Consider the following 21058-nt stretch of genomic DNA (forward strand, 5'->3'; position numbering starts at 1 on the left):
GGACGAGTTCCTGCGTACGCAGCACCCCATCAGTCGAGACCGGATCGTCCGATTGCGAGAAGTCATCACGCCGGACCCGACGACACCTGCATGGCCTACGGCTACACGGTGCCCGTCGCTGGTGTCGCAGCATCCCGCAGAGGACCGGCAGCCGTGCCTCCGTCGTTCGCAGGGGGCTCACGCGGCGGTCGGCCGTCAGGCCTCGACGAAAAGCGGTGCACGACGGCCGACGTCGTCGACCGGGCATCACCAAACTCAAGCCCGCCCCGGGCCATGCCGCCCGATTCGACGTGAGCGACGCTGCGCCTTCCTGGGCGCGGCCCCGCAGCGGTCGTCATGATCCGGCTCCACACAAGACCTTGCTGTGCGACGCCAGGTCACCGATCCGCCTGCCGCCAACACCAAACCCGGGGCCGCGAGAAGGCTTGAAGGCTGATCACTCCGCTGCCGGCGCCGTCGTCCGACTCGGCCAGGACGCCCGAGAAGCCCCCGTTGCCGGATTCCGGTAGAGCGATGTCGAGTTCAGGATGCCGCTCGACGAAGCCTCCACCGTGCCGATGGCGCAGGAACAAGTACCGACTCTCCGCCGTCCGGGCATCCCCCTGGATGGATGGGCGGACAGGTCCGCACAATCCGCACCAGCATCAGACCCTCCACTGCATCCAGCCGGCGATGGTCGCGCGCCGGGGGAAGTCGGGCGTTCGGCTTCAGACCGGCGCCACAGACGCCTGCGATGCCATGAAGCCGCCGCGCAGGCGGTGGTGTGTCCAAGGCCAGGGCCGGGGCCAGGGGTCCGGCGTTCCAGGTCCGGCCGGTCCGAGGCGCGCCCCTGTCCCGCGCCGCCAGGCCGGTCCGCTGCCTCACCTGCCCCACCCGCACGTCTCGTCTCTTTCGCGCGGCCACAGCGTCACCCGGTTACCTCGATTACCCTCACACGCGTGATCGAGCACATCAACCAACTCGGCGCCAACCCGCCCGCACCCGGACCCCCACCCACCCCCACCACACCCATCATCTGGGCCCTCAACACCACCATCGACACCGTCGGCGGCCACCACATCACCGACGCCCACACCATCCTCGACACCAACGAACGCGAACGCGCCACCCGCTTCCACACCCCCGCCCTCACCCACCGCTACACCACCTCACACCTCGCCCTGCGCATCCTCCTCGCCCACTACCTCCACCAACCCCCCCACACCATCCAACTCACCCGCGACGACTGCCCCTGCTGCGGACAACCCCACGGCCGCCCCAACCTCCCCGGAAACCCCCTCCACTTCTCCCTCTCCCACAGCGGCGACCACGCCTACATCGCCCTCGCCACCACCCCCGTCGGCATCGACATCGAAGAACACCCCACCCACCAAACCGTCACCGACGTCCTCCACCTCCTCCACCCCACCGAAACCCAAGAACTCACCAACCTCCCCACCCACGAACAACCCACCGCACTCGCCCGCTGCTGGGCCCGCAAAGAAGCCTGCCTCAAAGCCACCGGCACCGGACTCGCCAACGGCCTCACCCACCCCTACGTCAGCACCCACCCCACCCCACCCACCATCCCCGGCCACCACCTCACCGACCTCCCCGCCCCACCCCACCACCAAGCCGCACTCGCCACCCTCACCCACCACTGACACCACGCAGCTGACACTTGAGACGTGAGCTGGGGCCCCTGACACCAGGCGCCCGGCACCCGGCGCTGACACCCGGCACCGGCGCTGGCACCTTGCACCTGGCACCTGGCACCTGGCTGAACCAGCCGTCCGCCCGCGCTGAGCCGGATCGTCTCGCTTCGGCTGCCTGACCCACGCAACGGCTCCGGCCGTACCCGCCGCCCGAGCCCGCTCACGAAAATTTCACAACTCGGCTCCCGCATGCGCCGTAGGCGACCGCCGCGGTCTCCGCGCCGCTGCGCCGGCCTCCGCGCCCGTCGGCTTCGGCCGGCGGCGCCGCACCCGTCCTGTACGGCCGCTGCCCCGCCGGGGCGTGGGCCGTGGCTTGAATCCGTTGCGTCCGCGGAGTTGCTGGAGTGCGCCACTCCGCCCGGGGTGCACCCCAGCGGCCCAGGCAGTGGCGGCGGTGAGTCGTGACAGTGCGAGGGAGACTGCGTCTCCGGCCGTTGGGGCGGCCACAACCGTTTCCGGCGTGAAATCGCGCCCCGCGGGCCGCCGTGGTCCGGGCAGCACCAACGGTACGGGTACCCGGGCGGCGCGCTTCCGGTCACCGGGGGGGCCAGCCGGCCGTGCCCGCGTCATGTGCGGTGCGTCTTTGCTCAATCATGGCCGGGACATGGCAAGGATGTTACGCGCTCGTCGGCCCCTTGTGGGCAGGCCCGCGGTGGGTCAACCTTTCGGAGGCGGAGATGAGTTGACGGGTTGTCATGTCCATGGCGGTACCTGTGTGCAGTCATCTCCGCTCCATCCCCGAAGTGCACCACCCACGAGGAGGACCCCCCACATGTCCGTGATGCGTCACACCCGCCGGAGGCTCGCCGGCATCAGCGCGACCGCCGTCGCGGCCCTCGCGCTCGGCGCGGCCGCCGCACTGCCCGCTTCGGCCGCCGACAGCGGCGCGCAAGGCGTCATCGAGAACGCCGGCGCCCCCGGAAGCATCTCCGGCAGCTACATCGTGACCCTGAAGGACTCCGCGGCCCGCTCCACCGCCGACAGCGGCAAGGCCGTGGCGAAGCGCTACGGCGCCAAGATCGACCGCACGTACAGCGCGGCCCTCAACGGCTACTCCGTCAAGGTCTCCGAGGCGCAGGCCAAGAAGCTCGCCGCCGACCCGGCGGTCCAGTCGGTCGTGCAGGACCGCGCCTTCACCGTGGACGCGACCCAGCCGAACCCGCCGTCCTGGGGCCTCGACCGGATCGACCAGCGCGCTCTCCCGCTGAACCAGAGTTACACCTACCCGGACAAGGCCGGTGAGGGCGTCACCGCGTACATCATCGACACGGGTGTGCGCATCACGCACCAGGACTTCGGCGGCCGCGCCTCCTACGGCTACGACGCCATCGACAACGACAACACCGCCCAGGACGGCCACGGCCACGGCACGCACGTCGCCGGCACCGTCGCGGGCGGCGCGTACGGCGTGGCCAAGAAGGCCAAGATCGTCGGCGTGCGCGTCCTCGACAACAACGGCTCCGGCACGACCGCCCAGGTCGTCGCGGGCATCGACTGGGTGACCCGTAACGCCGTCAAGCCGGCCGTCGCCAACATGTCGCTCGGCGGCGGCGCCGACTCCGCACTCGACACGGCCGTCCGCAACTCCATAGCCTCCGGCATCACCTACGGCGTCGCAGCGGGCAATGAGTCCACGAACGCTTCCACCAAGTCCCCGGCCCGTGTCACCGAGGCCATCACCGTCGGCGCCACCACCAGCTCCGACGCCAAGGCGAGCTACTCCAACTACGGCAGCGTCCTGGACCTCTTCGCGCCGGGATCCTCCATCACCTCCACGTGGGGCACCGGCGACACCGCGACCAACACGATCTCCGGCACGTCCATGGCCACGCCGCACGTGGTCGGGGCGGCGGCCCTGTACCTGTCGCAGAACACCTCGAGCACCCCGGCACAGGTCCGTGACGCCCTGGTCGCGGCAGCCACTCCCAATGTGGTGACCAGCCCCGGTACGGGCTCCCCCAACCTGCTGCTCAACGTCGGCGAAGGCGGCACCGTCCCGCCGGGCAAGCGCTTCGAGAACACCGCCGACTACGCGATCAGCGACAACGCGACCGTCGAATCGCCCGTCACCGTCAGCGGTGTCACCGGCAACGCCCCGGCGGCGCTGACCGTCGCGATCGACATCAAGCACACCTACATCGGCGACCTCAAGGTGGACCTGGTCGCACCCGACGGCACCCTGTACAACCTGCACAACCGCTCCGGCGGCAGCGCCGACAACATCATCAAGAGCGTCACTGTCAACGCCTCCTCCGAGGTCGCCAACGGCGTGTGGAAGCTGCGGGTGAACGACAACGCGAACCTCGACACCGGAAAGATCGACTCCTGGGCGCTGCAGTTCTGAGCGCAGCAGCGTACGCGACACGGGGTGACCTCCGAGCCGCGATGAACGGATGAACGGATGAACGGCGGGGGCGACCGCAATGCGGTCGCCCCCTTCGCACGTCCTGCACTTCTGCCTGGTTGGTCGCGGATCGTGTTGTCGGTGACCCCATGTCGTCCCTGATCAGAAGCGCTGCGATCGGACGGATCGCAGCGCGACAGCTGTCGTAGACGATGCCGGTCCGACGACGACGAAGAGTGACGCGGGGCTTTTTAGTTGGGCTGAAGGGGTCGGGGGCTCTCGATGGGCATGAACGAGGCGGCCAGGACATGGGGTGGGAGCGTCTGCCGGCCGGGATCCGCGATGGCCGGTACCGCAGCGATCGGGGTTGTTGTGCGCCTACCTACCGGCCACCGTCATAAAGGGAGGGCTGGGCGCGGCCTACGCCCGAATGCCTCATGGGGCGGACCGGGTTGGGGCATGCTGGAGCTGCGCTCATGCACTTCGCTTCGGTGGCAGGGGGCCGGTCGGTGTTACGCATCCACTTCACGACGGAGGACCTTGCCCGGACACGGGTGGCCGCCACGATCGGCGTCGCAGCGGAGGTCTACTACAGCCTGGAGCTGCTGAGGGAGAACCGGGAACTGCCTCACTTCCACTCGTGGCGGTCGGCGGTCGCGGGTCGTCTGGGAGCGGACACGCGCCCGTTGACGTCCCTGGTTCCGGTGCGCGGCCCCGGGCTTGATCTGCTGGCCCTGATGGGTGATGTGCCCTCTCTGGACCACGCCGTGGACAACCTGATGCACGCGCCGGTGTCCCGGCTGCGCCGCGAGTTCGAGGGTCTCGACTTCCACCCCGGACACCTGCCGTGGGTCAGACGGGTGTCCGAGGGCGACCGCGATGCGCGGCGGGAGCTTGCCGCGGCCGTGCGCGCCTGCCATCGGCTGACGGTGGAGCCCTACTGGCCTCGGGGGCGGGCCGAACTGGTCGCGCTGTCCACCCGTTGCGCGAACCTGGTGTTGGAGGGAGGCATCGATCTGTTGCTGCGTTCGGTCTGCGCCCCAATGGTCCGCTGGCGTCCGCCGGTGCTCGAGGCTCCCTACCCGCGCCGAGTGGAGGTGAGCCTCCGGGGAAGAGGGCTGATCATCACGCCCACGATCTTCTCGAAGCGACCGGTGAACCTTCTGTGGGACCCCCTCGATACCTCTCAACCACCCCGGCTGACCGTGCCCGCTCTCCGCCGGCCGTTGACCGGTACCGTACCGGCGGAAGCGGGCGGCTCCGCAGCGCGGAACCTGGAGTCTCTGCTCGGCCGTACGCGAGCTGCCGCCCTTCACGTGACAGCAGAAGGCTGCACGACGAGCGAACTGGCCCGCCGCCTCAACGTCACAGCCGCAGCGGCCAGTCAGCACGCGACCGTGCTGCGGAACACGGGCCTCATCACCACCAGCCGCCGAGGCGGGTCCGTACTGCACTTCATCACCCCCCTTGGGTTGGCCCTGCTGCGGACCGGTGCCCTGACGCAACCGTGAGGCGTCCGAGGACGCCCGCGACGTCGGACCGGTGGGTGTGGCGCCGCCCTGTTCGGCTGCCACCGCTCACTCGTGCCGAGGTGCGCGAAGCACCGCGCCGTGCCGTCCCCGCCCCCTTTAAGCCGTGACTTAAGAGGTAGGCCGCAGGTGGTCGACGCGCCCAGGATGTGAAGCCGCAACCGGCTCATCCCACCCTGGAGATCGTATGAAGACTCACTTCGCCGCCGCCCTTGGTTCCGTCGTGCTGACCGCAGGCACGATGCTGGGTGCTCCCGCCGCCGGCGCGCAGGCCGACGCCGGCCTGCCCACCGCTTTCAACGTCGCGGTCGGGAACACGTGGACGAAGGGCACGGTCACCTGGTTCAACCGATCGGTCGAGGTGGTGGGGACGCACAAGTCGGTGAGCGCGGCCGGTAATGCGTACTGCCGGCGCACCTGGGCGTACACCTACGACTCCCACGGCAACCAGATCGGCTCCGCCGGCTCCGCCCTTTCCGATACAGCGTGCGGCAACACCAAGAGCTACCGCTTCACGGTGCCCGCCGATGTCTACGGGGGAGCCGCGTTCGTACGCGTCTGCCTCGACGACGGATATGCCAAGGACCTGCTCTGCTCTCCTCGTCTTTACCGGAGCTGACCCACCGCCTTGCAGCGGCCCGGCACCGGCGCCTGGGGAGCCGGTGTCGGGGCCAGGTGAGCCTGCCAACCGCACAGTCCCCTCCCCCACTCGCCCAGCAGATGGGAACGCTGCCACCGGCCCGGGGCAGGCGGTCGCGGAGAACGGACGCTTCCTTGAAGGTTCGTCTGGGGGCCGGTCCGGCAGGTTCGGTGCCAGCGTGCGCCGGGCGCGGCCCGGCAGGACACGGCGTCCGCCGGGATGATGGTCGAACGGGAGCGCGCCGATGTGGCCAGACGCAGGGCGGTCGGCAGCCAGAAAGCCGGCCGCGGCCGAGGGCCGTACCGACACAGCTGACCGCGAGAACCGCCACGGAGACGAGCAGCAGCGCCCTCGAGGCGGGGCCACGCAGCGGGGCCCAGCGGCCGGCGTAGTGGTGGACAGCGCGCTACCACCGTAGAACTGCCTCGGGTCCACCACTGCAGCTCCCTTCCGGCCGGGGGCGTTTCCCACCAAGGTCGTGCCCCTGCCGGTATCGGTCCGCACCGGTGGAAGGGCCTGGCCCTTCCGGCCGCCGCCGTGTCGGCTCCGCTCCCCCGGGTGGTGCAGCGCCGAGCCTCTACCGGGACGCGCCCTGCGGCCTCGGCCGGGGCGGCCTGTTGGCCGGTGGGCGGGGACTGCGGCCTCGGCCGGGGCCTGCGTACCGGATGCGCGGCGCCTGGGACGTTGCGCCAGTCACGGCTGGCCCATCCGTCGGGCGCGGGCTCGGACCAGGCGTGTCGCACCAGGTCGCCGTGCCCTCTGATCCTCCTGAAGGACACGGAAAGCCTTCCGGCCGGCCGGAAGGCTTCGAACTATCGAACGAAATCTCCTGTGTCTACGGCGGCGACTGCCTGGGCAGCGGGCTGGTCACCCCGGACCGCGGCCCGCATCACCAGCGTCCGTGCCCCGCCTGCGAGCGCATCGCGGGCGGGGGCGGGCTTCGCCCGACGTTCCCGCTTCCTCGAGGGGTGGGTTACGGGGCGGCCAAGCGCGTGAAGAGGGCGCTGATCGTCTCCTGGTCGGCCAGGACCGGAAGGGTGTCGAAGTACAGCTCCCACGCGCCGTCGGGCCCGAAGCGTTCCACGATCCCGAACGGAACGGCGACGCCCTTCTCGCCGGTGGGGGTGGTCTGCTTCCTGGTGACCGTGCCGTGCCACTCGACGTAGGTGGTGGTCCTGCCGAAGGCGACCTGGCCGGCCTTGAGCTCGAGGTCGGCCCTGTCGAAGAGGCGCTGGAGGTAGTCCCGTTTGCCGGCCTGCGTCTTCAGGGGCTCGGCCAGCCCCGGTCCGGCCAGCCGGGCGCCGTTCATCCGGCGCAGCAGGGCCTCGGTGTTGCCTGTGTTCCAGGCGGCCAGGCGTTCCGGCAGCTCGGCTGCCGTCGCGCTCGCGTGGCCCCGGCCCGGGGCGGCGGGCGGCCTGCCGCTGTCGGCGATGCCGTCGAACAGGCCCCGGGGGGCGTCGGGCAGGGTGTCGCGGACCAGTACGTGACGGTCGTAGTAGCGACGGGCCTGGATGGTCTTGCCGTCGTCGCCCAGGACGTTGCGTGCGATTTGCGGGTAGGCCACCTTGTGGCCCTTGACGGTGGCCGTGTTCCACTGGCCGAACATCACCACGCCGCCGTCCGCGACGACGTCGGTGCCGGTGTAGCGCAGGTCGGGGACCATGTTCAGGGAGCCTGCGATGGCGGCGCCGATGACCCGGTGATCGTTCTTGGGAGGGCCGCCCGCCTCCCAGAGGGTGGCGGCCGGGTCGAAGATGTCGAGGTAGGCCACGACACGGGGATGCTCCAGCGCCTTGTCCCCGGACCGCGGCGGTTCGCCGGTCGTCATCGTGCCGAAGGCGAGTTGCCGCTGCAGGAAGGCGCAGACGTTGGGCGTGATGCGTCCTTCGAGCCGCTCGATTCCGGCCCGCGCCACCGGGCAGTCCGTCCCCGAGGCCCCCGCCGCCGCTGCGCCGGGCCAGGCCGCGGCCGGGATGGCAGCCGTGACCGCGGCGGCCACCAACGAGATCCCCCATATTCTTCGCCGATTCGTAAACATCCGCCCACCCCGATCGTCTCCTCCGCGACGGCCCTGTGCCGCGCCGATGCCCCAGCCTGACCGGGCACCGTGACCGAGATCGATTACCTCGGGGGTAATGGCCACCCGACGCGCCCGGTGTCTACGTTCGCCCCGTCGTCCCGCACAGGGACGCCGACCGACCGGCAAAGGACCCGACATGCCCGCTTACGGCTTCGCGCATCTGCGCGACCGGCGCCATCACCCCGACATACTGGAGTACCTCGAACGCGTCCAGGCCACCCTCGACCCCTTCCTCGGCCGCTTCATCGTGCACGGCCCGCCCGCCGAGGTACTGGAAGGGGCTTGGCCCGGCAGCATGGTCCTGATCGAGTTCCCCGATCTGGCCGTCGCACGCGCCTGGTACCGGTCTCCCGCGTACCGGGAGATCAAACACCTGCGGGCCGACCACATCGAAGGAGACCTGCTGCTGATCGAAGGCGTCGGACCCGCATACGACCCGCGTGAAAGGGCGGCGACCCTGCGGGCAGGAGAAAGGCCGCCCGACGACACCGATCTCGGCCTGCCCTTATAGCCGGCCGCGAAGTCTGAAGCACGCAGCGACCCGGAACTTGCGTTCCCGGGGAGGGCAGTCGGCTTCATGCTGGCGCCCTCGGAGCCGGCTCGTGAACGAGGAGCCGCCACGGCATTCCGTCGCTGGGTGAGACCCGTCGTTGACGCGCTGGTGCGAGCGCGAGCCCGACCCGGACAGACCGAGACTGTTGCATCCCGCCGCTGGCGTCTCCTCGTCGCGGCCACGGCTGCCCCGGCGGTCGCGGTAGCGGCCGCGACGACCACTGCGCCGTCGCCGCCCTCTACGGCACCCAGGCGCGCACGCAGATGAACCCATTCGACGGCCTCAGCCCGAGCCCGAGGTCCGTGCAGACGCAGGGCGGCCGGGCCGCGTTCGCACCCGGCGCGCCGTGGACGCCGCCGGGGTCCGTTGTCGGCCCGCCACAGCAGCCGGCGGATGATCAGCAGCGCCGTTGCTCGGCGGAGGCATCGGGGAACGCCTGTGGGTCCTCAACGCTCAGGTGGCGCGCGGTTATCGGCGTGCCGACCCGGACCGGCACCTCGCCGCACCGGCCCCGTGACGCCGGCGTCACGGGGCCGGAGAGCGCACTGATGACGGCCGCCGACAACCGGGCGTACGGCCGGGCGGATGACGGCGGGGTCCAGGCCGTTGCCACTGCGGGACTGGGCGTACGCGGCTGGGCTGCCTGCCCGGCGGGAGAGGCGGCCGTGTCCGTGGGGCCGGGCACGATCAACATCGTGGTGGCGTTGCCGGTGGCTGTGACCGACGCGGCGTTGGCCAACGCCGACGCCACGGCGAGCGAGGTGAAGGTTCAGGCGCTGCTCGACAGCGGTTACGACTGCTCGGGCAGGCCCACGGATGCCGTGTGCGTTGCCGCCCGCGTCCCGCGCGCCGGTGAAGAGGTCCACGCTTGCACCGGTCCCCGGTCGCTGTGGGGCGCCCGCGTGGCCTGCGCGGTACACCGGGCCGTACGCGTCGCTGCCCGCCCGTGAGACCCGGGCGACCGGCGGTTCCGGCGCGGTCCATGCCTCAGGTGCGCCTCGGGCGCGGCGCGGAGGGTGTTCGCACCGACGCTGCAGCGCGCCGAACGGCCTGGTGGTTGTGGGCGGCGGGGCGGCCGGTCACAGGGTGCCACCTCCATGGCTGACGCGTACTCGGCCGGTGACCGCTTCGACCGCCAGGGCCGCGTCGTCTGCACCATCGGGGTTGAGCTCCTCGGGGCCGCACCGGCGGGGCGGGGGCATTGGCACGCAGGCTGATGGCGCGGACGCGGGCGCCGGCGTCGGCCAGGCGGAGCAGCGCCCGGCGGTGTCCGGCCGGATCGGGGCGTCGTGCCCTCAGAACCTGTCAGCGCGGCGAACCGGGCGACGCCGCGCCTGCCGCGCCTGGCCGTAGGCTGCCGGGGTGCACAGCGTGGAACTGCTGCCGGACGGGGAGACGGAGCGTGCCGTCCGGGACGTGTGGCGGTATCTGGCGGACAGAGGGCTGCCCAGCCAGGCGGGCCACCGGCATGTGACGAACCGCCCCCACCTCACCCTGGGTGCGGCCGGGCGTCTGCCGCCGGAAACGCGCGCCCGGGTGCTGCACGTACTGGCAGGGGCCCTGCCTCTTCCGCTGTGCCTCGACGGGCTGGTGCGGTTCTCCGGCCGCGTGCAGGTCCTGGCCTGGGCGGTCCGGCCCGACGACGCCTTGCTGGCCTTGCACGAGAGGGTGTGGCGGGTATTGCGGGACGCGCCGGACAGCGCGGAGCCCAACCCTCTCCTGCACCCGGCCCGCTGGGTTCCCCACATCACGCTGGGACGCGGGCGCGACGCCGTGTGGGCCCTGTCGGACGAGGAGGTCCTCTCCCCCGCCGGCACGCCACCCTGTGCCCGGGGTGGGGAGTGGGCCTCCGCCCGGTCCTACGACTCGCTCACCCGTACCGTCGTCCGTCTGGTCCCTTGAGGCGGGCCGGCGCCATCGGCTGCGCAATGGGGTCGACCTTGCCGCCGGTACGTCATCCGGGGCAGCGTTCGCCGCCGAGGCGAACCGCTTCTTCAGCACCCTCCGGACACCCTGGGCGTCCGGCGAGTGGTACGAGAGGTTCCCCCGCCGCGCCACCGCGCCCTGACCGCGGCCCCGGCCAGTCGGCGGCGCACGCTTCCCTCAACCTGCGATCCGCTGGGCGCCGCGCTGAGGCGCCGAGGGCACCTCGTGACTCGGCCGTAGCCCATCTGCCGGGGAATCGGTGCGCCTTGGGCGCGGCCTCCCACCGCCCCTGGGTCCGGGCACTAGGCTCGCCGGCGCACTGGAATACGCGCCACGCCACGGGTGGGGTGCGCCCCCAACGGATGAGGTGGTGTCGTGGCCGTTCGGGACGAGAGCGAGGTCATCGGGCGCAGCGGCCTGGTGGTGCTGCACGTGGCGGTGGGTCACAAGGCATCGGTCGAGATCCGTGAGCCGCGGGACACCCTCGCCCTTACGAGGAGGGTGAACGGGGTGTCGATCCAGGTGGTCGAGGACCCGAACTTCACCGCCCTCAAGACCGCCCAGACCCTGCCGTGGGGAGCGATCCGCGCTCAGGGGCCCGAGGGGCTCCAGGTCCGCTACCGCATCCGCACCCGCGGTGACGTGACGGGGGACCCGGAGTTCGACTGAGTGTGCGGGGCGGGTTCCGCGGGCGGCCCAGCCCGATCGCGGGATCGCCGGGGTGAACCCACGTCAACCGCAGTGGCAGCCGCCCATGGACGACCAGCTGTCGACCTGTCCGGGCCGAACTCACCGGCTACCGCGAGGTGTTGGGTATTCGCACCATCGGCGGACCGTTCGACTTCCGGCCCGAACGGCGACTTCATCTGCCGACTCCGGAACGCCGCGGGGTCGCGCGCCGGCCGGCGCGGCGAGGGGCCTCCACCCCGTCGCCGGGGGCGGCTCGCGTCCGGCGGCCCTGGCGGGCCACTGGTGCGGGACCCGGTGCCCCGCTCCCCGCTACCGGGCCTCCGCGCGGGGACGGGGGAGGGTCGGGAGCGGGGCGCCGCTTGGGTCGGCGGGGCCATCGCTCGGCGTGGTGGGGTCGGCCGGCTCCGGATGCGGCTGTGGCCGGCCTGGGGTGACGAGTCCCGACTCGTAGGCCACGACGACGGCCTGGGCCCTGCTGCGCAGGTCGAGCTTGGTCATCGTGTGGTGGAGGTGGGTCTTGACGGTCGCCTCCGACACCACGAGGGCGGCGGCGATCTCCTCGTTGCTCATGCCGGTGGCGACCAGCCGCAGCACCTCCACCTCCCGGGAGGTGAGCTGGTCGACGGCGGTCCACCGCAAGGACCGGGCGGGGTTCGTCGGCGCGTAGGACTCGATCAGGCGCCGGGTCACCGTCGGCGCGAAGATCATGTCCCCGCCGGCGAGGACGGCGAGGGCGTTGAGCAGCCGCGCCGGCGGCATGTCCTTGAGCAGGAAGCCGCTGCACCCGATCCGCAGGGCGGCGTAGAGGTACTCGTCCTCGTCGAAGGTGGTCAGCACGGCCACCCGGGGCGGCGGCGTGAGGCCGAGGATGCTCTCGGCCGCGGCCAGTCCGCTCATCCCCGGCATCCGGATGTCCATGAGGACGACGTCGGGGCGGTGCAGCTCGGCCGCGAGGACGGCGGCCTCGCCGTCCGAGGCCTCGGTGACCGTTCGGGTGCCGGGAGCCGCCCGTAACAACGCGGCTATCCCGCCCCGGATGAGGTCCTGGTCGTCCACGACAAGGATGTCGATCACATCAGCCCCCCGGCGTCCGGCCTTCGTCCGCGGTCGTCGCACGTGCCGGGAGGCCCCGCGGGTCCGCGTCCCCCGCCGGCGCGGTCACCGCCGGGCTGCCGTCAGCGGCAGCGTGAGACGCACCTCGAACCCACCCCCCGGCAGCGCACCCGCGCTCAGCACACCGTGCCAGATCTTGACGCGTTCACGCAATCCGAGGAGTCCGAGCTGCGATCCCGTGCTCGCCGCCACCGGCTGGTCCCCGTGCCCGCTGCCGCGTCCGTCGTCGCGGACCGTGATCAGGAGCCGGTCGCCCAGGTAGCGGATGCGGACCTCGGCACGGGTGGCACGGGCGTGCTTGACGACGTTGGTCAGCGATTCCTGCACCACGCGGTAGGCGCACAACTCGAGCCCGGGCCCCAGTGGACGCACCGCACCCTCCGTACGGGTCTCCACCCGCACGCCCGCTGCCTCCGCCCGCTGCGCCAGCTCGGGTATGCGGTCGATCCCCGGGAGCGGCCGCAGCGACGGCCCGTCGCCCTGTCCCTCCGGGCCGACCCGCAGCACCCCCAGCAGCCTGCGCAGTTCCTCCAAGGCGTCCCGGCCGGCGTCCGCCACCGCGTCCAGTGCCGCCTGCGCCGTGGGCGGATCGGAGGAGTACACGTAGCGTGCCAGCCCCGACTGCACCGTGATCACCGCCATCTGCTGCGCGAGGACGTCGTGCAACTCCCGTGCGATCCGTATCCGCTCGTCCACCACCGCCCGGCCCGCCTCCTCCTCCTGCGCCCGCGCCAGCCGCACCGTGAGCCGCGCGAGGTCCGCGTTGCGCTGCGCCAGGGTGCGCTGGTTCGTGCCGAGAAACAGGGCCACCGCCGGCACGACTACCGCCTGCACGCTCGCCAGGAGCGGCGACAGCCCGCCCGACAGGCCGCTGTACAGGACGACCGCCCCCGTCAGCAGCCCCGCCGGTCGTGCCACGCGGGGCGCGCGCTGCGCCGCCAGGCTCACCAGGGCGATCACCGGTACCCAGAAGTTCAGCGAGGGCTGGTGGCCGAGCGAGAGGTAGCCGGCGTACCCCAGGCAGGAGGCGACGAGCACCGCGAGCGGCGCATCCCGCCGCACGGTGAGGGTCAGCGCCGTCACCACGGTCAGCAGGTAGGCCCAACCGTCGAACGGCAGCCACCGGTCCGCCGGGTACTGCGCCCCCGCCACACAGCCCGCCGCCGCCATGGCCGTGCCGAGCACGATGTCGGCGGCTCTCCGGGTCGTGGCGGGATTTATGTGCACCGAGGAATGTTAGGACCGCGCAGGCGCCGCGTCGTCAACCCGACGGTTGAGAAGGGCTCAACCCAGGGCCTCAGCACGCGTCCCGCCACCACCCCTGGTGGGGCGCCGAGTTCAACACCTCGTCGGTCGATCGGGCCCGGCCGCGGACCGTACCTTCCTCACATCCCAACCGCTCGCCCCTTCCCGGGGCGCACCGAATCGGAGAATCCCGATGACGACTGCTTCCTTCCGGGCCCGCACCATCGCCGTCGCCGCGGGGGTCGGCCTGGTGGCCACCCTCATGGCCTCGCAGAGTGCGTCCGCCGCGTCCAAGTACAACGAATGCAGCAAGAGCACCGGAGTCCTCAGCATCGGCACCGAGTACGACCACGGCACCCAGAACACCGTGTACGTGAAGGAGGTCAGCTTCACCATCGAGCGCAACGGCAACGCGCACAACAACGTCTACCTCCGGGTCCGCAAGGGCAACGGCAGCGACGTCTGGGCCTGGACCAGTGGCGACGACGTCCGCGGCGGCCAGACGAAGACCAAGAAGGTCAACAAGCGCATCTCGAAGGTGGACAAGCCCTACTTCAAGGGCCACGCGACCTTCGACTCCAAGGGGCGCGACGAGTCCTGCGCCGCCTACATCAACTACTGACCGTCCCGCGGCCGGGCGGACTTCCGCCCGGCCGCACCCCACGAGGGAGCCGATGAGTTGCGTACCCGACGATGGCCCACCGCCCTGCTGGTCCTCGTGGCGGCGGGCGTCCTCGCGGCAGTCCTCCGGGGGCCCGGCACGGGCTCCCCCGCCGTGTCCGGCCCGGGCGGCCGGCCCGCGGCCGCGGACGCGTTCGCCGCGCCCGTGATCCTCGACGCGGACACCCACGGCGCGATCCTCCTCGACCGCGGACGGGGCGAGGTACTCGGGATCCGCGCGGACGGCAGCGTCCGCTGGCGCGACCGCGAGATGGCCTCACGGCCGTACGTGTCCTGCCTCGCGCAGTGCCCCGACGCGGTCGGCTCCGGCTCCGCCGACGAGACCCCCGCGTCCTCCGTCGTCTGGCACCTGGGCGAGGACGTGCGCACCGACACGCACCGCTCCGACCTGGTGCTCTGGGCCGCCTCCCCGCAGGAGGCGCTCGTCCTCGCCCCCCGCGGCGGCGGCGGCCACCTGCTGGAGCTGCCCGGCGGTGGGACACCGCCCCAGCCCGTCGACGGTACCGACCCCCAGTTGTCCACCTCCGCCGACGGCAGCCGCGCGGTGCTCACCTTCCGGTCCCCCGGCACCCGCTACCACCCGCTCGAACGGCGCGACGGCACCTGGACGGCAGGACCTGCCGTCGAGGCCGCGTCGGGCAGCGCCTGCCTGGACCGTACGGGCGAACGGGTCCTCCTCCTCGGCGACCGCACCACGTCCCTCGCCGAAGCCGCGGCCGCTCGCCCCCGGGAGCTGACCGTCCCGCGCGGCGGACTCTGCGCGCTCGTGGGCCGACAGGTGCTCGTGCAGCGCTTCACGAGTGACCCCGAGCGCGGGACCGTGACGACGACGCAGGTCCACGCCCTCGACGGCCCGCTGCGCTGGGAACGCACCGACCCGGGCTTCCATCCGGCCCGCTGGGATCCCGAGTCGGGTCTGATCGCGCTCGTGACCGACACCGCCCTGAATCTGGTCGACCCCCACGGCACGACCGTGCACACGGGGCCGCCCGCAGCAGACGTCTTCCTCGCCGCCCCCGGCTGCCTCCTCGTCCTGGACCCCGACCTCCGCGCCCACGCCCGCCGCCTGACCACGCCCGCCGAGGGCCCGACGCCCTGCGGAAGCTGGGGCCCCTCAGGACGCCCCGGCGGGTGAGCCGCTGGACGGTCTTGCGGAGGGTGTCGCGGACGGCTTCTTCGGGCCGGGCCGGCGGGCGTCGGCGCGGGCCTGCGCGGCGTGGGGCCGGTCATGCCACGTCGGCCTCCGTCAGGTACCGGGACGGCAGCGAGGCCGCCCGCACAGCATGTGCGGGCGGCCTCGGGCGCTTCTTGCGTCCCTCAGGTCGGCCGTGCGCCACTCACGGCCCGTACGAGGGATGACACCTACGCGTCGGATCGCCTCCGCGATACCGGATCCCGGCTGCACCAGCCGGAGGTGTTCCTCCCGTTCCCGGAACAGCTGTCACGCGGTGGGGTCACCAGGTGCCCGGCAGCGCCTGCCAGCTCTTGAGGCTGTTCTCGAAGCCGCCGTCCGGGCGGCCCTTGAACGTGAAGGCGGCGGTGGCGCCGGTGGCGTAGTTGTACATGATGGACACGTCGTCGCGGCCGTCCCCGTTGGCATCACCGGACACCGCCAGGCCCGTGCTGGAGGCGTACCAGTTGCCGTCCGGGGTGTCCCAGCTGCGCAGCTCGCCGCCGACCCTGCCGTCGGCCTGGCCGAACAGCGTGGTCAGCGTGTCGTTGCCCTCGGCGTGGTCGTACATCAGCGCCGCGTCGGCACGCCCGTCACCGTTGTAGTCGCCCACCGTGAACTTGGTGCGCGGGTACTCCCACTGCTCCTTCGTCTTGGTCCACGACTTGACCGGAACGGCGAAGCCGCCGTTCGGCTGGCCGGTGAAGGTGAACATCGCCACGCCGCCGGCGCTGTACCCGTAGAGCGCGAGGATGTCGTCGCGGCCGTCGCCGTTGACGTCACCGGCCCGGAACGACGCGTTGAAGATCCACCAGTTGCCGGCCGGTACCCGCCAGCTGGCGACACCCGAGTTGAAGGTGCCGTTGGCGTTGCCGGTCCAGGTGTGCAGGCCGGCCGCGCCGTCGCCGTAGTCGTAGACCATGGCGATGTCGGACCGCCCGTCGCCGTTGTAGTCGCCGGCGACGTAGATGCCCTTGCTCCAGTCGAAGTTGCCCGCGGCGGCCGTCAGAGCCTTGACGGGGGTGAAGGTGCCGTTCTCGTTGGAGAGGAAGTTCCACAGGGCGTTGCTGCCGTCGGCGTAGCCGTAGACCGCCGCGATGTCGGTGCGCCCGTCGCCGTTGAAGTCACCGGAGAGCCACTTGGCGCGGTTGTAGTCGAAGCCGCCCTTGTTGCTGGTCCAGCGGACCGTCGGTTCCTCGTAGCCGCCGTCGCCGCGGGCGTCGAGCACCCACAGAGCGGTGGTGTTGCCGTCGTAGTCGTAGACGGTCGCCATGTCGCTGCGGCCGTCACCGTTGAAGTCACCGGCGAGGTCGGTCCGCAGGTGCGCGGTGCGGTCGGCGGGACGGTGCTCGAGAGCCACGCCGGTCGTCCGGTTGTAGCGGATGTAGCCCCCGGCGAAGTCGGTGCGGACCCCTCCCGCGACCTCGTACTCGTCCGACTTCGGGTAGCCGAGGAAGCTCTTCTCCGCACCGAGGGCGATCCACTTGGCCCGGATGGAGCCGTAGACCGGCTGCGCGCCCGTGGCGGACGTCCAGTAGACGGAGGCGCTGTCGGCCGTCTGGCCGCGCTTGCGGAAGTGGTTGTAGCGGCCGATGTTGTCGGTGTGCTTGGTCTCGTCGTTCGTCGGGTAGCCGAGCCGGCTCGGGCCGCCCATCTCCACGTAGCGGCGGTAGATCCCTCCGTGGACCTCCCAGGCGCCGAAGTCCGGCGTCCAGTAGATCGCGCCGGCACCGCCGGAGCCGGTGAAGGTGCTGAACCGGCCGACCTCGTCGAACGTCCTGCCCTCGTCGGAGGTCGGGTAGCCGAGGATGCTCTTCTCCGCGCCGAGCGCGAGCCACTTGGTGCGGATGGAACCCTGGACCAGCCAGGCGCCGGTGCTCGGGTGCCAGTAGATGGAGGCGTTGTCAGAGGTGACGCCGTTGGTCCGCAGGTGGACGAACTTGCCGCCGTCGGGGTTGTCCGTGACCTTGCCCGACGGCTTGCCCAAGCCGGTGACCCCGCCCTTGGCTTTGAACTTCGCCAGGATCGGGCCGCACAGCTGCTGGGTCGTCCCGGCGGTCACCGCGGCCACGTTCTCGCACGTGCTCCAGGGGGTGCCGCCCACCGCGATCTGGCGGGCAGGGGCGAACGCGGACCCGTTGACCGGCTGACGGCCCTGGAACTCCCAGAGCACGCCGTTGTTGTCACGCGACCACAGGTCGGGGAAGCCGTCCTTCTCGAAGTCGCCCAGGCTGGCCAGGTGGGGCCGGGCGGCGTGGGTGAAGTCCGTGCCGATGGACTGCGTGCGCACCGCCGGGTCACCGTAGACGGCCAGGTCGATGCCGGCCTTGGAGGCGGGGTCGGTCGAAGGGCGGCTGGTGTACTGGTGGATCTTGCCGGTGGTCTTGTCGCGGGCCCAGAGCTCCGGCAGGCCGTCCTTGTTGAGGTCGCCGGGCGCGATCAGGGTCATGTTCTGCCAGTCGGCGTTGCCGAGCTGTACCGGGTCGTATCCACGACGGTCCAGCATGCCGTCGGACTGGCCGAAGTAGAGCCAGAGCTCCCCGCCGGTCTTGACCAGGAGGTCGGCCTGGTCCTCCTCGTTGATCTTGCCGTCGCCCTCCGTCCGGTCGGCCAGGGGGTCGTCGTTGACGCTGCCGATGGCCAGCACCTGGTCGGCGTTCGACCAGTGGTCGTTGTCGTCGAAGCGGGTGCCCAGCTCGATCCGGCTGGATTCGGGGTCCTCGAGATCGCCGTTGCCGGCGCCACGGTAGACGTGGAGGTTCTGCCGGGTGTCGTCGGCCGAGGGCTCCAGGACGATCAGGTCCTCGTAGAAGTCGCCCTCGTTCCAGCTGCCCCACTGCGTCAGGGACCGGGCGGAGGCGAAGTTGCCGTGCTCTGTCTGGCGGGGCACGCCGAAGGCGCCACCGCTCGTGCCGGGGACCATCCACAGCTTGCCGTCGCCCGGGTCGACGCTCCAGATGTCGGTGTGGCCGTCACCGTTGACGTCGCCGTGCTTGTCCCGCTCCAGCGGGCGCTTGGCGTAGTACTGGAAGAAGGTCTTGTTCGACGGGTTGCCCGCCGCGTCCAGGCTCCACACGTAGAGGCTGTGCGGGCCGGCCGCCACCGGGGTGTACTTGACGTCCACCGGTCCCCCCTTGACCGCCGGAGTGGCCGTGCGGACGGTGGGGCTGTCGGAGGTGTACCACTGGTACTTGGCCACGTCGGTCGCGCCACCCGACTCGAACTTGAAGGTGCCCTCGGTACGGGCGAAGCCGTTGCCCGTCTGGTCGTCCTCGGGGAACTGGACGGAGGACACCTTCGGCTTGGTGGTCGGGCCCTTCAGGTCCACCGTGAACGAGCACTGGCCCCGCCAGGGGCTGGTGTCGGTGCCGTCGGAGACTCGCACGTCCCACTTGTAGACCCCGTCGGTGGGCGCGGGGATCCGCGCCGTCGCGACGCTGCCCGAGGACTTCTTGTCGTAGAGCTTCTTCAGGGTGCCGCTGTAGTCGTCGGCCTTCCAATAGTGGAACTCGGCGGTGAGGGAGGTGTCCTCGACGTCCTTGACGGTGGCGCGCAGGACGACCTCGTCGGTCCGGCCGATGGTGCCGCCCGTGCAGGGGACGTACGGGTCCGTGGAGGGACCGGAGACGGTCGGGGCGGTGTTGTACTTGGTGGAGATCCGGAGGCTGTCCGGGTTCAGCTTGCGCCAGGAGACGTCGACCGTGTCCTTCGCGGCCTTCAGGCCGAGGGTCCACAGCGACTTTCCGTCCTTGAGGGCGCCGGCCACTCCGGAGGTCACGTTCATCTCGATCGTGTCGCCGTCACCGGGGCAGTTCCGGCCGCCGTAGGACTGGCCGGAGGCGTCCACCATCCGGTTCCAGTCGGGCTGGTTGTTCCAGGTGGTCGACTTGCCGATGGGGTCGGTGTCCCAGACCTGGATGTCTCCGGAGTTGCAGCTCCAGGAGCCCGCGGACTTCTGCTGGATCCGCAGCGTGGAGTCCATGATCCGCTTGTTCCGGTACTGGCTCACCGGGACCTGGAAGAAGGTCTTGGCACAGACCACTGCGCCACCCTTGGCGGCGTCCTTGGCGCAGCCGACGCGGGCGTCGTCGCTGAGGGTGCCGCCGTTCCAGTAGTTGGTGGTCTCGGTGCCCGGAATGCCGTTGTGCTTGTACGCCACCGTCCAGGCGGACTTCCAGCTGTCCGTCGTCTTCGGGTCGATGACGACGGGATAGGTGGTGTCCGCGGCCGTCAGCAGGTTGCGGTCCGGGGTGAGGGTGAGGGTGTCGCCCTTCAGCGAAACGCCGAGGTCGGCCTGCTTGGTGCCGAGGTCGATGCCCTCGGTGGCAGGCGTGACCGCGCCCTGCGCCGTCGCGGCGGCCGGGGCGTCGGATGTCGTGGCGGAGGCGGATGCCTTGGCAGGGGCGGATGACGTGGCGGGACCGGATCCCTTGGCAGGGGCGGATGCCGCGGCTCCGGCCTGCGCCGCCGCCTTCTCCGCGCCCGAATCCCACATCTGGGGCTTGGCGAAGCCGAACACGGTCCGCCCGGAGGGGTCGACGGCCCGCATTTCGCCGTTGGTTTCCTTGCGGATCGTCAGCCCGTTGCCCTTGAGGCCGAAGGGCAGGGAGGCCAGCGCCGGGTTGGCCGCGGCCTCGCGGTTCTTCACGATCAGCTGGTGCGAGAAACCGGTGGCGTCCGCGCTGACCCGGAGGTCGACGCCCTTCATGACCTCGGCGTAGGTGGCGCTGTTGCCCGTCACCGTCGGGGTGGGCAGCGGCTTGGGCCAGGTCAGGGTGATCTCCCTGCCGTCACTGCGCATGGTCGCCAGCGGGCCCTCGCCGCCGCCGGAGAAGGTCAGGGCGGAACGGGTCGCCTTGGTGGCGAGTCGGCCGTCCTTCTGCTTGGCCAGGCCGGTGTCCACGGGGACGAGTTTGCCCCCGCGGTGGACACGGATCGGCACCAGCGACTGCTCGGACGTGAAGGTCCCGTCCGGGTTGGCCCAGACCTCCTCGTTCTCGGTGCGCTGAGAGACGATCTCCACGCGCTTGCCGGTGCGCTTGGCCTCGGCACTCGCCTCGGCCGCCTGCTCGCTCTCGGTGGCGCCGGGCGTGCCGGGCTTGGGCTTGGCGGCGGCCGGGGTCGGAGCGGATCCGGCCGCCGCGGCGACGGGTACCGCGCCGAGCAGGGTGGCGACGAGCGCGGTCGCGACGGTGAGTACGGGGGCCCTGCGGGAGGGCGGCCCGGTGACGCGGGTCCGCGTCGGGAAGGGTCTCACTGAGTGGATCCTCGGTGTCGGTTCCGGTGGCTCCCCGCCGGGGAGCGGCCGAAAGAGGTCGGCTGGGCCTGCGACGGAAAAGCGGTATTCAGCCATCCGTTTTCGGCTCATCGTGTTCGATTGATTTGTAGCAGC

The 21058-nt window shown here is 71.4% G+C and carries 13 protein-coding genes and 2 pseudogenes; 10 read left to right on the forward strand and 5 right to left on the reverse strand.

The window, feature by feature from the left end; translation table 11 throughout:
* The first annotated feature begins 938 nt into the window (after positions 1-938).
* The 4 genes from ACZ6JS_RS27280 to ACZ6JS_RS27295 all read left to right on the forward strand — a co-directional run bounded on the left by ACZ6JS_RS27280 (position 939) and on the right by ACZ6JS_RS27295 (position 6186).
* Entirely contained in the window at positions 939-1643 is a 705-nt protein-coding gene (locus tag ACZ6JS_RS27280; protein WP_469301759.1) for a 4'-phosphopantetheinyl transferase family protein, read from the forward strand.
* Positions 1644-2466: 823 nt separating this feature from the next.
* A complete protein-coding gene (locus ACZ6JS_RS27285; protein ID WP_469301761.1) occupies positions 2467-4038 on the forward strand; it encodes a S8 family peptidase in 1572 nt (523 codons plus the stop codon).
* Positions 4039-4514: 476 nt separating this feature from the next.
* Positions 4515-5549, forward strand: coding sequence for an ArsR/SmtB family transcription factor (locus tag ACZ6JS_RS27290; protein ID WP_469301763.1), 1035 nt, complete (start codon positions 4515-4517; stop codon positions 5547-5549).
* A 205-nt stretch (positions 5550-5754) separates the two neighbouring features.
* A complete protein-coding gene (locus tag ACZ6JS_RS27295; RefSeq protein WP_469301765.1) occupies positions 5755-6186 on the forward strand; it encodes a hypothetical protein in 432 nt (143 codons plus the stop codon).
* 994 nt (positions 6187-7180) lie between these two features.
* On the opposite strand, the gene ACZ6JS_RS27300 is transcribed toward ACZ6JS_RS27295, so the two are convergent.
* The gene (locus ACZ6JS_RS27300; RefSeq protein ID WP_469301767.1) at positions 7181-8206 is read right to left on the reverse strand and encodes a hypothetical protein; all 1026 of its coding nucleotides are present in this window, start codon (positions 8204-8206) and stop codon (positions 7181-7183) included.
* Between the two features lie 217 nt (positions 8207-8423).
* On the opposite strand from ACZ6JS_RS27300, the gene ACZ6JS_RS27305 reads away from it, so the two are divergent.
* From ACZ6JS_RS27305 to ACZ6JS_RS27320, 4 genes and pseudogenes are all read left to right on the forward strand, one after another.
* Positions 8424-8798 (forward strand): DUF1330 domain-containing protein, encoded by a 375-nt coding sequence (locus tag ACZ6JS_RS27305; protein WP_469301769.1) that lies wholly within the window; start codon positions 8424-8426, stop codon positions 8796-8798.
* A gap of 408 nt (positions 8799-9206) precedes the next feature.
* Positions 9207-9790: pseudogene (locus ACZ6JS_RS27310) on the forward strand (adenosylcobinamide amidohydrolase).
* Positions 9791-10202: 412 nt separating this feature from the next.
* A complete protein-coding gene (locus ACZ6JS_RS27315; RefSeq protein WP_469301771.1) occupies positions 10203-10742 on the forward strand; it encodes a 2'-5' RNA ligase family protein in 540 nt (179 codons plus the stop codon).
* 399 nt (positions 10743-11141) lie between these two features.
* A complete protein-coding gene (locus ACZ6JS_RS27320; protein ID WP_469301773.1) occupies positions 11142-11435 on the forward strand; it encodes a hypothetical protein in 294 nt (97 codons plus the stop codon).
* 330 nt (positions 11436-11765) lie between these two features.
* Here ACZ6JS_RS27320 and ACZ6JS_RS27325 read toward each other — a convergent pair whose 3' ends face one another.
* Positions 11766-12530, reverse strand: a complete 765-nt coding sequence (locus ACZ6JS_RS27325; protein ID WP_469301774.1) for a response regulator — start codon at positions 12528-12530, stop codon at positions 11766-11768.
* A gap of 84 nt (positions 12531-12614) precedes the next feature.
* On the reverse strand, positions 12615-13796 hold the full coding sequence (locus ACZ6JS_RS27330; protein WP_469301776.1) for a sensor histidine kinase: 1182 nt from the start codon (positions 13794-13796) through the stop codon (positions 12615-12617).
* Positions 13797-14007: 211 nt separating this feature from the next.
* Between ACZ6JS_RS27330 and ACZ6JS_RS27335 the strand changes: the two genes are divergently transcribed.
* Together ACZ6JS_RS27335 and ACZ6JS_RS27340 are read left to right on the forward strand one after the other, a co-directional pair.
* Positions 14008-14436: a hypothetical protein gene (locus ACZ6JS_RS27335; RefSeq protein WP_469301778.1), complete on the forward strand. Its 429-nt coding sequence runs from the start codon at positions 14008-14010 to the stop codon at positions 14434-14436.
* 57 nt (positions 14437-14493) lie between these two features.
* Positions 14494-15630 carry a hypothetical protein gene (locus ACZ6JS_RS27340; RefSeq protein WP_469301780.1) on the forward strand — a complete coding sequence of 379 codons (1137 nt, stop codon included), beginning with the start codon at positions 14494-14496 and terminating at the stop codon, positions 15628-15630.
* A 39-nt stretch (positions 15631-15669) separates the two neighbouring features.
* Here the strand turns inward: ACZ6JS_RS27340 and ACZ6JS_RS27345 are convergent.
* Both ACZ6JS_RS27345 and ACZ6JS_RS27350 read right to left on the reverse strand, forming a co-directional pair.
* A pseudogene (locus tag ACZ6JS_RS27345) lies at positions 15670-15933 on the reverse strand (IS30 family transposase); the annotation flags it as partial.
* A 16-nt stretch (positions 15934-15949) separates the two neighbouring features.
* The gene (locus ACZ6JS_RS27350; protein WP_469301782.1) at positions 15950-20923 is read right to left on the reverse strand and encodes an FG-GAP-like repeat-containing protein; all 4974 of its coding nucleotides are present in this window, start codon (positions 20921-20923) and stop codon (positions 15950-15952) included.
* Positions 20924-21058: the final 135 nt, after the last annotated feature.

The organism is Streptomyces sp. NPDC046349 (genome assembly GCF_055587885.1).